Raw genomic sequence first — 14,368 nt, forward strand, 5'->3', positions numbered from 1 at the left:
TGGAATATATGATCAACACACCTGTAAATTTAAGTAAAAAGTTCATCCGTGAAGTCCTTTCTCATTTCGAGTGTTCTCAAAATATGTTCTTCAATGCTGTTCTTACATATCATTAAATAGTAGATACACGTTTCATTTTGTCCGATTCTATGTATTCGCTTCTTGGATTGTTCAAAATCTTCGCTCGATAACGGCAACGTGAAATACAGTATTTTGTTACATTTCTGAAGGTTTAAACCCTTCGCACCAGCTTGATACTGAACGAGTGTTACACTCGATGAATCTTCGTTGTACGCTGTCAAATCCTTATTGTGTCCGTTAATTTCAGAAACCGAACGATTCAGATGTTCACAAATTCGTTTTAACTCCTCTAATTCTGCATTGAACGAATAAAATATAATTACCCTATCGTTTGTACTCTCTAGCAGTTCACGAACTGCGTTAAGCTTCTCTTGATTGTAGTGACCGCATAATTGACGGGCATATAACACCATTGACAACGTATTATCCCCAACAAGTTCATTCTCACCGATGCAAATGTATGAGTGTTCCATGAATAGTTTGTACTCTCTCGAACTTGGAACGTTGATTCTTTGAAACCTCTGTTCGGGTAGTTCAAAACATTCTTCTGTTTTCATAAATACCGCCCCGAACTTACGCATCTTATACTTCAAGCGTTCAACGTTCTTGTATGGATTATCTTTATCAACTATCTTGTGACGAATTCCCGACCCGTCATCATCTGTTAACGTCCAATTAACATATTGACGTTCATACAATTCTTCTGAAATATTCCAACCTAGAAGTTTGAGTTGTGACCATAGATTTTCATATTTACCACCTACTGGCGTACCACTGAGAAGAATCACATTTTCGGGATTTAGTGACAAAACAAATTTTGATTGTTTTGCCTTTTTATGATTCTGAATCAAAGAAGATTCATCTAGCATTAATGTGAAATCACTCAATTTAATTAGTTCTTTTCTTCGCCATGCTAGTTCATAGTTGATTATTCCGATACCATTATCAGATTCCCAAAACTTATTGAATCCTTTAACATTAGTTAAATTAAATGTCGGGATGTCGTAATGTTCGTTGAAGTGATCAACCCAATCATCAATCTTTGATTTCTGACAAATCAGCAAATCCCTTTGATTCTCACCATGTAACCTTATGAGTTTTTCAGCACCAACGAATGTTTTGCCAAGACCCATATCGAGGTAGTACGCACATCTGTTCATTGATTTAGTTTGCTCTAGTGCATCAATCTGATGTTGATATAGATTAACCATTGGTCAAGATTCCTTCTAACATTTCGTCTTTTGCTCTCTGATAGAAGTTTCTATCAATCTCGAAACCATAAGATGTTCTTCCAAGTTCATATGCACTTCTCAATGTAGTACCCGAGCCACAACAAGGATTAATCACAACATCACCTTCATCGGTGAATATTTCAATCAACTGTTTGATTACATTCACGGGCTTTTGTGCTGGATGAATCTTTGGAATGTCTTTAGAATCCTTTTCCCAGTTGAACCAGTTGAATATCATCCTTCCAGTTCCTCTGATGTTCTTCCCGTTTTCGTCAACTTGAACACCGTTTCTGAACTTCGGCAATTTATCACGATATAGTACAAGTGCGTATTCTGTAGCCCCAACAACTCGCATATTAGCTTTTAGAACTTGAGGGCTATAATTCTTGATGAACACTAGCGGTATATAATTCACGAATCCGTGTTTCTTACCAGCATCAATTAATGTTTGTATCTGTTCAAATGAACAGAACACTATCATGCATGGGCTGTTAGAACTTCTACCACGTGCCACCGACTTCACATCATCCTTTTTGAGCATCTTCGAACAGAAGTGAAAATACTCATACAAGTTGAAGTTAAAATCACTATTGAACGCTGATTTTTTTCGCAAATTTAGATTCACCATTCTTATTGTCACCGCCCTTATACCACATAGGGTTTGAACCATAGAATTTGTTCCTACGTTGTACGGAACATCAGCGATAATTAACTGTGCTGGTCGTATAGCGTATTTCTTGTAATTCTGCATAGAATCTCTATATAATTCACACTTAATCAACTTTGATACCCGTAATCCTTTCAAACTTCTGTTTATCGAAATTTGGTAGTGACTTAATTTTTTCTTTAGTGTCCTTATCTAACCCATTCCACCAATTTTGACGATTCTTTGAATAATCGAATTCTTTTAAGAATCCACCCGTAACATCATGTTCGGGATGTTCTTTCTTTTCATCATCGGTCATATTTTCCGAATAAACCCATCTGATTTCATCGAACGGTACCCCGTTTAAAATGAATCTTGCTGGATGATTCAACCAATCACGATACGTCATTTCAGTTAATTCATCGAACATATAGATGTTCGGTTCTTTGGTATTGAAAACCCCATTTGAAAAGCTCGTATCGTTCCAATCACCGCTGTTACAATCACCGCTGTTCCAATTACCGCTGTTACGATTACCGCTGTTCCAATTACCGCTGTTACAATCACCGCTGTTCCAATCACCGCTGTTACGATTACCGCTGTTCCAATCACCGCTGTTACGATTACCGCTGTTACGATTACCGCTGTTACGATTACCGCTGTTCCAATTACCGCTGTTACAATCACCGCTGTTCCAATCACCGCTGTTACGATTACCGCTGTTCCAATCACCGCTGTTACGATTACCGCTGTTACAATATCCCGTACAATCTTTACCCATATTCACTAAATCAAGAACCTCATGCCACGTGAGTTCACGAACGATTTTGATTTTATTTGTACAATGTTTTGTATCACCCGAATCACTAACAACTTCCCCGATCGCTTCGACTTCTGCAACCTTGTTATCACTATTGAATGGGTAATAGTTGAAACAATCACTTAACTTTGTACAAAAGTGAAAACCCCTGTTACAACAAATCGGAGAATCTTCCATTTCAAACGTTTTACCCACTTCATATTGAAAACCGTTGCATGTCCAATCTTCGTTGAAAACCTTAAATCCTTTTGTCATTTCTTAAACCTCAATTCCTGTAAATTCTGAAAACTTTGATTTTGAAATCCAATATGTGAATCTCGTTCCCGAGATTCTAACCGCATAACCCCATGGGAATATGCCTTTTTGTAAACCCCTACGAATGAACTGTTCAGAACAATTCATAAGTTTGGATACTTTCTGAACTGTCAATCTGTTCATCGTACCGTTCATAAATCTCCACCCACTTATCTGCAAATTCTTTAAATATTTCAAAACAAATTTCAACATCCTCATAAGTTAAAATTAAATTTCTAAGATTCGGGATTCTACCAGTTATCTTTGAATACATATCTTTGGTCGATTCCGATGTATAGTGCCAAAACGAACCCTTAAAATTTAAATTTTTCTTCAATTTATCCGAATATTCTTGAGTTAATTTTCGATAAACGGTATGAGGACATAATCCATAATTTTTACAATCTTCAATCTCAATTGTTATTTTCATTTGCTACTCCTTATCTTCTAAAAAATACTCAATGGGTACATTGAAATAATTTGCTATTAAATACAACTTATCTACTTTTGGAAAACTCTTTTCGCTTTTCCAATCACTAAATGTGGAAGGAGAAATATTAATTTTTTCACACAATTTTGAAACATTAATATCTTCTTTCATTAAAAGATGTTGTAATTTTTCATAACTAGGTTTCATAGAACATCCCCCTTTCTAAAATATTTCGGTTTTCTTAATAAAATATATTGAAAATATTTCGGTTTTCCTTTATAATGCAATCACTTAATCAATCTCTAAAAATTTAATGCTTGAATCAGCACTACATTTTTTGTGCATTTTTTAGGATTTCCTAACCGCATCATTATTATATTTGTGTTTTCCTAAATAGTCAAGTGATTTTTTTGAGATTTCCTAAATTATTTTTAGAGGTATAAAAAATGTATGAAAAATATTTAGAATTATTAGAAGAAAAGAATTGTAGAAATATTGATGTTTCAAAGGCTACAGGAATACCACCATCAACATTCAGTGATTGGAAAAAAGGAAAATCATCACCAAAACTCGACAAATTAAAGAAAATCGCTGATTATTTTAATGTACAAGTTGAATATCTGACAGGAGAATCAGAATATAAAACTAAAGAAGAATGGTTTTCTAGTTTAGATACAGATGAGAATTTGAACAGATTAAAATCTGAATTGATGTATGAACGATATGGGTTACAACCAATAGATATACATAAGATACCGTTATTAGGTTCAGTAGCGTGTGGAGAACCCATATTCGCATCTGAGGATAGAGAACTATATGTTGAAGTTGGAACAGATATAAAGGCAGATTATTGTTTGACTGCTAAAGGTGATTCAATGATCAATGCTAGAATTAACGATGGAGATATAGTATTTATTCAACGTACTGATTCAATCAATAATGGTGAAATAGGTGTAGTATTGATTGATAATGATGTTACATTAAAAAGAATATATTATTACCCAAATGATAATAAGCTGATTTTACAGGCTGAAAATAGCAAATATGAACCAATGGTCTATTTAAATAATGAACTAGATAAAATCAGAATCATCGGCAAGGCGATAGCTTTCCAAAGTGATATTATGTAGCGGTTCAAGATTGGTTCAAGATTGGTTCAAGATTATTTTTCAATCTTGAACCGCTAGGATTGTTGATATTACTGATGTTGAGTGCTTGCGGTTCAAGGTTCAAGATAATTCCCTTATTTCTGAATAATTTTAAAAAAGTTTAATATATTACAAAAATCAAAAATATATAAATATAGGGAAAAATGTTGAACATCTTGAACCCGAACGCTATAAGCGTTGATATTACTAGTGTTGATACGGTTCAAGATTATTTTACATCTTGAACCGATGTTGAACCATCTTGAACCAACTAAAGAAAAAACCGTGCTGAGTTGGTCAACACGGTTTTAGGAATAAAAGATTTTCAATCGGTTTTGGATGTGATATCCATACATATTATATCACATCTGAATGTTTTGTGTACTCAAATTTTACAAAAGGATGTGAATATTTATGAGATTACCTAATGGATTCGGTTCAGTTTATAAACTGAGTGGAAAACGTCGCAACCCGTGGTGTGCAAGAAAAACCATAGGATGGAACGATGATTTTGAAAATAAGAAATCGTATCCGATTTATAAATTTGTTGGATATTATCCAACTAAAAAAGAAGCGATTGAGGGTTTATCACGGTATAATGAAAACCCGTTGGAAATTCAAGCTTTTACACTTGAAGAACTGTATAATTTATGGTCATCTAAACACTTTGAAAAGGTTTCAAAATCCAATATAAATGGTGTCAAGGCATCTTGGAAATTATGCGAATCAATCAAACATATGAATATTAATGATATTAAATTGATGCACCTACAACATATCGTTGATACATCAAATAAGAACACACCAACATTAAAGAAGTTCAAAATTATGTTCGGTTTAATGTATGATTATGCGGTCATAAACGAACTAGCAACCAAGGATAAACGGGATATGATAAGGTATCTTGATATTGGAAAATCAAACCCGAACGGATATGATAGAACACCGTTCACAGATAGCGAAATAAAAACCCTATGGGATAATTCAAACGATGAGTGTGTAATGATTATATTAATACTATTATATACTGGTGTGAGAATTGGCGAACTTCTCGAACTGAGAAAAGAAGATGTTAATCTTGATGAATCATATTTTAATGTGACCAAATCTAAAACCGAATCGGGAATCCGTCAAGTTCCGATTGCTGATGTGATCAAACCAATAATAAATCATTGGTTTGGTAAAAATTCCGATTACCTTATATGTAATAGTAAATTAAATAAATTCGAATACTCCAACTACTACCGCATATATTGGAAATCAATCATGGAACGATTCGGGATGACCCATAAACCACATGATGCACGTCACACCCTTATATCAAGATTAGCCAACAATCAGATTGATGAGCGTATAATTAAATCAATTGTTGGTCATGCTGGTAACGGTGTAACTGAATCTGTATATACACATATCACATTACAATCAAAACTAGATGCAATAAATACGTTAAATTAAGTAACATATTAGTAACAAATTGCGATTTACCCTTGATAAATGCACATTTTAAGTTCTCGAAGCGTTAATCTTACGGAACTTAAAAATCCCCGGATTCTATCAGAATCCAGGGATTTTTTATTTATGCTAAGAATTGTCTTATTCTATTCTTTAATTATCCAAAGTTATTCAAATAAGGATTCACCATCACTATTACTTTTGCTTACAAATTTCAATAAATCGCGAAGCGACTGATTTTTGTTTTTTGACATATAGACTAGTAGTAGAATCTCTGTAAATCTCTCACCTAACCCTTCCATATACATGTCTTCAATCGGTGTCATCTCCTCTTTTGGCATGATTGCAAACCCTTGCCCGAGTGCAATTAAAGCAGTCTGATTCGACACCGTATCAACAACACGTACATCCGAAAAAGTGCTATTGTATACGCTTTTTAGATTTTCTCTACAGTACTCATGATATTCACTTTCAACTGCTTTGGTGATAAGAGGTAAATTCTCAATGACTTTTCCGACACTTCCGTATTTAATCACGCTTTCTTGAGAACAGCACAAAACATCATGTGCAGCTCCTATCTCCACCTTCTCTATTCCAATTGTATTTTCACTTAGCATTGTAACATCAGGGATAATCATCGCATCTATCGATTCCCTCTCCAGCATGTTAATCAATTGGTCTTTATCCTTAAATTCCACCTCCAAGGAAATGTCCCTATTCATAGCTTTATACTTTCTTAAAAAATTAATTGGCAGATAGTCACCTGCGATTCCAATTCTAAGAAGTTTATCTGTCTCATTTTCAATTTGTTTTAATAAGTTCTCATACTGCTCGGTTATCTCCTTTACTCCTACATAAAATTTTTCTCCGGCTTCAGTCAAGCTGACACCCTTATTAGTTCGATAGAATAGAGAGCATCCGATTTCATTTTCTAATTTATTAATATACTTGCCTATTGCAGTTTGCGTGATGTTGCAAGCTTCAGCAGCTTTAGAAAAATTCAACAATTCTGCAACAGCAATAAAGTATTTTAGTTTAATTAAATCCATTTATCTTTTTCCTAAAATTAATCATAATTTGTAATATGCTTGAAATTACAGCGATTATAACACACCAACACGGTAGATTAAACCTTGTTATTCCAAAAAGTACTAGGCATATGACTATATTTCGGTACTGGTTCTTAAATGGTTACTATATAGTAATAACTATCTTTTTTAATTGTAAATAAACACTTTATTATTACTTTTATTATAGGAGGGACAATGAAAGATAATTCAAAACCAAAGGCGAAGGGGCCGATTATTGTGACCATGGGTCTCGCCCTTTTCGCAACTCAATTTGGCGCTGGTAACCTTATATTTCCGCCATTCCTCGGCCAGCAGACTGGAAGCAATTGGCTAGTAGGATTTTTAGGATTTTTCATCATGGATGTTGGACTGGCAGCCTTAGCCATTTATTCTGTTGTTGCTAACAGAGAAGGAACGGTAGACGGAGTAACTAACAAGATTGGAACCATACCTGGCAAGGTATTCGTATCCATCATTCTACTTCTACTCGGACCGATCATCTGTATTCCAAGAACATCCGCTACGACTTATGAGATGGGTATCAAAGGACTGCTACCAGGCGTTCCGCTATGGGCATTCAGCCTTGTGTTCTTTGCAGTGACTGCTATTCTTGCACTCAATCCTTCTGGTGTTGTAGATGTTATAGGAAAGTTCCTTACACCGCTTTTACTTCTGGTTATGGTCATTCTAATCATACTCGGAATCGTAAATCCAATCGGTGCACCTATCGGAACAAAGGATCTTGTTCCATTCCAGACAGGAATTGTTAACGGTTATCAAACACTCGACGGCATTGGCGGAGTAACGGTAACTATCATTCTCATAGTTGCTGCAAAGAAATATGGCTTTACTGATAAGAAAGATGTAAAACAGCTAGTAGCTGGTGCAGATATCATTTCGACAGTCCTACTTGGACTAGTATATGGAGGTCTAACATTCCTCGGTGCATCGACTACAAGCGATAGCCATTTTGCAGGCCTTGCACAGGCACCACTTCTAATCGCTATAACTAACAGACTTCTCGGCGGATGGGGAGTTATCGCTCTAGCGATTATAATTCTGCTAGCATGTCTAACAACTTCGATTGGACTTTCCTCTGTAATCGGCGACTACTTTGCTGGTTTATCAAACGGAAAGGTTAGCTACCGCACAGTAATACTAGTTACTATCGGGTTCAGCTTCTTTATGAGCAACCTTGGACTGGATAAGATTATCGCGCTTGCAGCACCGATACTCAGCGCATTTTATCCACCGCTTATCGTTCTGGTAATATTCGCCGTACTTGATAATTGGATTACAAGCAAATACGTTGGCGGTGTAGCTGCTTATGCTGCATTTGCTACGAGCCTACTTTCAGTTCTAAATGGATTCGGTCTTCCATTCGGTTTCGTAGGTAGCCTTCCATTCACTAAGCTTGCGCTTGGCTGGGTTGTACCTGCACTGGTTGGTGCTGTGGTCGGATGCATATATTCTGCTACTAGAAAAGATGAACTGAAATTATCTAACTAACAATTTGCTAGATGTATTGCTATGAATAACGACACAAAAATCGAGAGCTCTGATGGTTGAGCTCTCGATTTTTTAGTTCCAGTTTTAGGAGAAACCAATAAAACAAAAACTATTTATTTATCCATTGTTAATCGTTAATGAAATAAATGTCTATATTACATCTAAAGATAATTTAAATGAACACTACCTCATATCTTGGTGCTCCTGATGTAATTATGCCCCTTATCAGAACTTTTGCCTGCTTATCTGCTTTTTTATAGTCTTTTTTTCTTGGGTTTTTTATGAGTTGTTTTTCTAGATTTTTTTCAAATCGTATGACGTCTTCTCTTTGATCAAAGTTGAATAGTGCAAATCTTTTTTTTGAAAACTTTATTGTTTTAGGATCTATTTTAACTGATTGTATTTTCGATTTTGGGATAGATACATATATTCTCTTTTTTACATTATCTACACGCTTAACCCGTACCTTTGATAGGTTTATTCCTACCCTAACTTCTGCAACATATGAAGCTGAAAAGCTTCCTTTATTTAAAATAGGCAGTCCTTTATCATCATATGGAGAGTTTCCTCTTGTCTCTATTATTATAGTTGTAAGTTCATCTGATTCTCTAATTATTCTTTTTACTTCACCAGCACTTACCCTTGAATAAAATAGCATCCTAGATGCAAAAAACCGCCTATAAATCCGACTATAATTAATATTGCAACAACTATAAGTTTATTCCTGCTTAACGTAATAGTCTTGTCATTTTTCATATAATACACCTCATCATTATTACATACTTGATCCAATCCCTCTAATCACTAGTATAATAAATACAACAATCCCTAGTTTTATTAAAACCTTCACGACGCCTTTTTTTAAATCTTCCATGTTTATCACCTCTCATTAATCAAAATACAATGGTAAATCATGTTTTAAATTTACCATTGTATTAAAATTTGTGCAATATTATTTTGCTTTTGGTTTGTTATTCCCCAATAGACGCAAGTTTTTTCTTTACTCTTGTAGTTACTTCAATATAGTATTTATAATCTTCTGTCGAAAGTTCATCTTTATCTAGCGCATCAATCTTATTAGCAAAATCCGAGAACTTATCAATGTAATTGGAATAGTCTTCAATCATGGCTGTTGTATCGGAACTATTGTTGTATTTCTTCATAAATGCTATATATTCATCTATAAACTTTTCATAGCTATCCATCATATCCTTAAAATTAGAGCTCGCGTTGGTTGAATTAGAACTGCTAGTACTCGTAGAAGCTTCACTTTGACCTAGTTTCTTTAATTTTATTTCAAGTTCCCCATTGTCTTCATAGTATGTGAGACTAAGTTCATTATTGTTTGTATCTCTAGCTTTAAACGAAAAATCATTATCATCATTTTCATCTTCAGAAATATTTGTAAATCCCTTTTCTTTACACTTAGTTCTATACTCATAAGCTTTTTTTGCATTTGTTTCCACTGTTGCATCTAGTTCATCATCATTTGTGTTCACATATGTTATTTTACCATTTGGCTCTGGAATCAATTTTGATAGTTCGGTATCTGGCCAAGCGTGTGCTTCTTGCTCTTGATTTGCTATGGATATTGCCAATATTGTCGCAAATATCAACACAAATATCATACTAATAACTAATATAACTAATATTTTATTCCCAACACTTTTTTCCCAAAATGCGCCTAGTCCTTTCTTTGTTTTTTTGTTTGCAACATCTTGAATATTCCCCAATTTATCAGATTGTTGAATTTCTGAACCCTTAATTTCTTTAATAGTATAATTCTCGTTCTTTCTCTGTTCATTGTTTTCCATTTGTGACCTCCAATCATTTATAATGACGCTCCACTCCCTTTGTAGAGCGTCTACAAGAAATACCTTTGAAATAATCGACCAGCCATCCATAACCCAATTTATAAGCCTTTTTTACATACTATCTATAATGCTATTATCACTAATATTCCTTGCAATTTCTGTCTGTTTCTTTAGATTGTCCTTCCTTTTAGCAAGCAAGCTAGCAATATTCTCTTTGAAAATAGCCTCTCCATTTTTACTATTAATAATCTCTTTTATTTGCCCGACAGGAACATCAAGATCCCGATATAATTTTATCCTTTTAAGAACTTGTATGTCATTCTCGGTGTAGTACCACGCATTATTCTTACCAATAGCAATTTTTGTAGCAACTACCAATTTTTTCTCATCATAATATCGAAGAGCTTTCCTTGTTAGTCCTGTTTCCATCATTGCATTTTTAATTTTTATCAACGTCATGCAAAACTCCCTTCTATAATCTGTAGGATACTTTTTTGCCCTTAGGGCAAGTCAAGGCTTTTGGTTAAGAATGTTTGAGCAATCATTCCTATAACCACACCTGTTTTTATTGCGAGATTTTGCATAACTTTGTTTTGATTAAATTTCTAGAAATTTTGCACACTAAAAAGCACCACCAGTAATGGCGATGCATCTTAGTCTTCTTATATATAATTAGCTAGTTAATTAAAGGTAATCTATACTTGCTTTAAATTTACAGCCCTATAATGCCTTCTTAATCGCATCTAGCAGATCATCAAACTCATCGTAAGCTGGGAAATGTGGGTAGTCAGCCTTGATGGAGTCTGTGCTGCGGAACAGGAAACCAGCTTTACTTGCTTCAATCATAGCTAGGTCATTAAAGCTATCTCCTGCTGCGATTGTCTCAAAACCGCATGACTGAAGAGCTCTAACTGTTGTGAGCTTTGACTTCTCGCAGCGCATCTTGAAGCCTTCTATCATTCCATCTTCGCCAATAATCAGCTCATTGCAGAATAGTGCCGGCCATCCTAGCTTTGCCATGAGTGGCTGAGCAAACTGCGAAAATGTGTCGCTGAGAATTATAGCCTGAGTAGTTGCACGAAGTTCATCTAAAAATTCCTTTGCTCCTGGTAGCGGGTCAATTCTAGCGATTACATCCTGAATCTCCTTGAGTCCAAGACCGTGCTCTCTCAAGATATCAAGTCTGTAATTCATTAGCTTGTCGTAATCTGGCTCTTCTCTAGTAGTCTTCTTTAGCTCTTCTATGCCAGTCTCTTCTGCAAAGGCAATCCAAATCTCAGGTACCAATACGCCTTCCATATCTAAGCATACAATGTTCATCTTAACCCCCTAATAATCAGTTAATCTAGTAATAATCTCCGGTAGCTCAGCAATTGAATAAGCTCTCGCATCAGCCTCATCTAGCTCTCCGGACTTACCGTATCCATATTCACATGCGACAAACAATATCTTGTTCCTCACTGCCGCCTCTTGGTCATTGAACCTATCCCCAATCATAACATATGTTAAGTCAGGTTCATTACTTATTATAGAGCTTAACACATCAGCTTTAGACTGCCAATCCCAGGATTCACAATCTATATATCTCTCAAACCATTTATCTGTATCGAATCGTTTTCTGTTGAATTCCGCATACTCGTGATCTGAGTTGCTCAGTATCATCATCCTGTATCCCTGTTTTTTAAGTTCGTCTAGGGTGTCACGAGCACCAGAATACCATGGATCAGCACCATCGCGAACCAGAGTGCGCATGTAGGCGCCGACTCGCGCCGATGCGGCCGCCTTAGCGGCCGTAGGGAGCGCTGGGGCGAAGTCTGCCCACATTTCTTCATTTTTAAGCCCCAGCCAGCTCTCCATGCGCGCATAGCTAGGATTTTCGACTGGAACATCATATATCGTCCTCAGCCTTTTCGCTATATCAAAAATAGCTGGTGCATAAATCTTAATAGTTTCTTGAATGGTGCCATCGTAGTCAAACACGAGCATAACCTTGCTCTTATCTTGATTTTTCCTTTCACCATTCTTAATTCCCATACTCTTGTCCATGTATACGACCAATCCCCATTTGCATTTTGAAAACAAGGCAGACTGAAACAGTCTGCCTTGCTGTTATTAAATATGCCTGCTCACCTTTATTAATAAAGCTGTTCTTATAGCTGATCTACGAGGTTAACCATCTCAATTGCGGATAGTGCACAGTCGTAGCCCTTGTTTCCAACCTTGCTTCCTGCACGAGCGATTGCCTGTTCAATATTCTCTGTCGTGATAACTCCAAACATAGTTGGCACACCAGTCTGCATAGAGATCTGAGCGATTCCTTTTGCAGCCTCGTTGCACACAAGCTCGTAGTGGGATGTCTGTCCTCTGATTACAGCACCGAGAACGATTACAGCATCATACTTTCCGGACTCAGCCATCTTCTTCGCAACGGTTGGTAGCTCAAATGCTCCAGGCACCCAAGCAGCTGTGATATTCTCTTCCTTGACGTTGTGGCGTACAAGTCCGTCAATCGCACCGCTTAGTAGCTTGCTTACAACAATTTCATTGAAACGAGCAGCCACGATTCCAACCTTCATTCCTTCTTTAGCAACGACTTTACCCTCTAATAGATTGATATTGTTCATGACGATTCCTTTCTACTTCTCTAAATCAATTTCGTTGAAAATATGTCCCATCTTACTCTTCTTGGTCTTGAGATACATGTAATCGAACTTCTGTGGCTTAATCTCAATCGGAACTCTCTCAGTTATGTCCAGAGCAAAGTCACCGAGCCCATACACCTTTTCAGGGTTGTTAGTCATAAGCCTTAGCGACTTGCATCCCAGGTCTCTTAAAATCTGTGCGCCTACCCAGTATTCCCTTAGGTCTGGTGCAAACCCAAGCTTAACATTAGCCTCGACTGTATCGTATCCCTCTTCCTGAAGAGCGTATGCCTTAATCTTATTGATGAGTCCGATGCCACGACCTTCCTGTCTCATGTAAAGCAGCACTCCGCGCCCTTCTTTTTCTATCATCTCGAGTGACTTCTCGAGCTGCAGACCACAGTCGCATCTCAGCGAACCGAACGTATCCCCTGTGAGACACTCCGAATGAACTCGGCAGAGAACATCCTTACCATCTCCGATTTCACCCTTAACAAGAGCTACATGATGCTCGCCAGTAATATCATTAATATACCCATACATTGTGAATTCGCCATACATTGTCGGCAGCTTAGCTACTGCCTCGCGAATTACGTGGCACTCATTAATGCGCAGATAATCCTGAAGTTGCTTGATCGTTATAAATGCTAGATCATATTTCTCTGCGATTTCCCACAGCTTAGGCGTTCTCATCATCGTGCCGTCATCGTCCATGATTTCGCAGCACACACCACACTCCTTGAGCCCGGCAAGTCTAAGTAAATCCACTGTTGCCTCTGTATGTCCGTTTCTAACTAGCACACCACCTCGCTTAGCAACGAGCGGGAACACATGTCCAGGTCTCCTGAAATCTTCCGGCTTTGAATCTGGATCCACGCATTTTCTCATCGTATATCCTCGTTCCTTAGCTGAAATACCAGTCGTGGTATCAACATGGTCTATTGAAACTGTAAAAGCAGTTTCGTGGTTATCCGTGTTCTCAGACACCATCGCTGGGAAGTTGAGCTTCCTTGCGAGCTCAATGCTCATCGGTGTGCAGATGAGCCCCTTGGCTATACTAGCCATCATGTTGATATTCTCCTGCGTTGCAAACTCCGCAGCACAGATCATATCACCTTCATTTTCTCTATCTGGATCATCTGTGCAGAGAATTATTTTTCCAGCCCTCAGATCCTCAAGCGCTCTTTCAATTGAATCATATTCGCGTTTTCTGCTACTCATCGTATC

At 36.8% G+C, this 14,368-nt stretch carries 16 protein-coding genes; 3 read left to right on the plus strand and 13 right to left on the minus strand.

Annotation, left to right across the window (positions count from 1 at the left end; all coding sequences use genetic code 11):
• Positions 1-29: 29 nt before the first annotated feature.
• The 5 genes from C5Q96_RS05250 to C5Q96_RS05270 all read right to left on the minus strand — a co-directional run bounded on the left by C5Q96_RS05250 (position 30) and on the right by C5Q96_RS05270 (position 3,710).
• Positions 30-1,292 carry an SNF2-related protein gene (locus tag C5Q96_RS05250; RefSeq protein WP_170035496.1) on the minus strand — a complete coding sequence of 421 codons (1,263 nt, stop codon included), beginning with the start codon at positions 1,290-1,292 and terminating at the stop codon, positions 30-32.
• The gene (locus C5Q96_RS05255) at positions 1,285-2,064 is read right to left on the minus strand and encodes a DNA-methyltransferase (protein ID WP_106057356.1); all 780 of its coding nucleotides are present in this window, start codon (positions 2,062-2,064) and stop codon (positions 1,285-1,287) included. The genes C5Q96_RS05250 and C5Q96_RS05255 overlap by 8 nt, the downstream gene beginning before the upstream one ends.
• 22 nt (positions 2,065-2,086) lie before the next feature.
• On the minus strand, positions 2,087-3,034 hold the full coding sequence (locus tag C5Q96_RS05260) for a DUF7666 domain-containing protein (protein ID WP_106057357.1): 948 nt from the start codon (positions 3,032-3,034) through the stop codon (positions 2,087-2,089).
• Positions 3,035-3,167: 133 nt separating this feature from the next.
• Entirely contained in the window at positions 3,168-3,503 is a 336-nt protein-coding gene (locus C5Q96_RS05265; protein ID WP_106057358.1) for a hypothetical protein, read from the minus strand.
• A gap of 3 nt (positions 3,504-3,506) precedes the next feature.
• Positions 3,507-3,710 carry a helix-turn-helix domain-containing protein gene (locus tag C5Q96_RS05270; RefSeq protein ID WP_106057359.1) on the minus strand — a complete coding sequence of 68 codons (204 nt, stop codon included), beginning with the start codon at positions 3,708-3,710 and terminating at the stop codon, positions 3,507-3,509.
• 239 nt (positions 3,711-3,949) lie between these two features.
• On the opposite strand from C5Q96_RS05270, the gene C5Q96_RS05275 reads away from it, so the two are divergent.
• Positions 3,950-4,633 (plus strand): S24 family peptidase, encoded by a 684-nt coding sequence (locus tag C5Q96_RS05275; protein ID WP_106057360.1) that lies wholly within the window; start codon positions 3,950-3,952, stop codon positions 4,631-4,633.
• Positions 4,634-5,065: 432 nt separating this feature from the next.
• Positions 5,066-6,109, plus strand: a complete 1,044-nt coding sequence (locus C5Q96_RS05280) for a tyrosine-type recombinase/integrase (protein ID WP_106057361.1) — start codon at positions 5,066-5,068, stop codon at positions 6,107-6,109.
• A gap of 164 nt (positions 6,110-6,273) precedes the next feature.
• Here the strand turns inward: C5Q96_RS05280 and C5Q96_RS05285 are convergent, their stop codons facing one another.
• A complete protein-coding gene (locus C5Q96_RS05285; protein WP_106057362.1) occupies positions 6,274-7,155 on the minus strand; it encodes a LysR family transcriptional regulator in 882 nt (293 codons plus the stop codon).
• A 216-nt stretch (positions 7,156-7,371) separates the two neighbouring features.
• Between C5Q96_RS05285 and brnQ the strand changes: the two genes are divergently transcribed.
• Positions 7,372-8,685, plus strand: coding sequence for a branched-chain amino acid transport system II carrier protein (gene brnQ / locus C5Q96_RS05290; RefSeq protein ID WP_106057363.1), 1,314 nt, complete (start codon positions 7,372-7,374; stop codon positions 8,683-8,685).
• Positions 8,686-8,857: 172 nt separating this feature from the next.
• Here the strand turns inward: brnQ and C5Q96_RS05295 are convergent, their stop codons facing one another.
• From C5Q96_RS05295 to C5Q96_RS05325, 7 genes are all read right to left on the minus strand, one after another.
• Positions 8,858-9,343: a DUF4230 domain-containing protein gene (locus tag C5Q96_RS05295; protein WP_106057364.1), complete on the minus strand. Its 486-nt coding sequence runs from the start codon at positions 9,341-9,343 to the stop codon at positions 8,858-8,860.
• A 313-nt stretch (positions 9,344-9,656) separates the two neighbouring features.
• The gene (locus tag C5Q96_RS05300) at positions 9,657-10,499 is read right to left on the minus strand and encodes a DUF6591 domain-containing protein (protein ID WP_106057365.1); all 843 of its coding nucleotides are present in this window, start codon (positions 10,497-10,499) and stop codon (positions 9,657-9,659) included.
• 111 nt (positions 10,500-10,610) lie between these two features.
• The gene (locus tag C5Q96_RS05305) at positions 10,611-10,958 is read right to left on the minus strand and encodes a MerR family transcriptional regulator (protein WP_106057366.1); all 348 of its coding nucleotides are present in this window, start codon (positions 10,956-10,958) and stop codon (positions 10,611-10,613) included.
• A gap of 261 nt (positions 10,959-11,219) precedes the next feature.
• The gene (thrH, locus tag C5Q96_RS05310; protein WP_106057367.1) at positions 11,220-11,819 is read right to left on the minus strand and encodes a bifunctional phosphoserine phosphatase/homoserine phosphotransferase ThrH; all 600 of its coding nucleotides are present in this window, start codon (positions 11,817-11,819) and stop codon (positions 11,220-11,222) included.
• 9 nt (positions 11,820-11,828) lie between these two features.
• Positions 11,829-12,533, minus strand: coding sequence for an HAD family hydrolase (locus tag C5Q96_RS05315; protein WP_158696699.1), 705 nt, complete (start codon positions 12,531-12,533; stop codon positions 11,829-11,831).
• A gap of 116 nt (positions 12,534-12,649) precedes the next feature.
• Positions 12,650-13,123: a 6,7-dimethyl-8-ribityllumazine synthase gene (gene ribH / locus C5Q96_RS05320; RefSeq protein ID WP_106057369.1), complete on the minus strand. Its 474-nt coding sequence runs from the start codon at positions 13,121-13,123 to the stop codon at positions 12,650-12,652.
• Between the two features lie 12 nt (positions 13,124-13,135).
• Positions 13,136-14,362, minus strand: a complete 1,227-nt coding sequence (locus tag C5Q96_RS05325; RefSeq protein WP_106057370.1) for a bifunctional 3,4-dihydroxy-2-butanone-4-phosphate synthase/GTP cyclohydrolase II — start codon at positions 14,360-14,362, stop codon at positions 13,136-13,138.
• Positions 14,363-14,368: the final 6 nt, after the last annotated feature.

Source organism: Mogibacterium diversum (genome assembly GCF_002998925.1).
Taxonomy (GTDB): domain Bacteria; phylum Bacillota; class Clostridia; order Peptostreptococcales; family Anaerovoracaceae; genus Mogibacterium; species Mogibacterium diversum.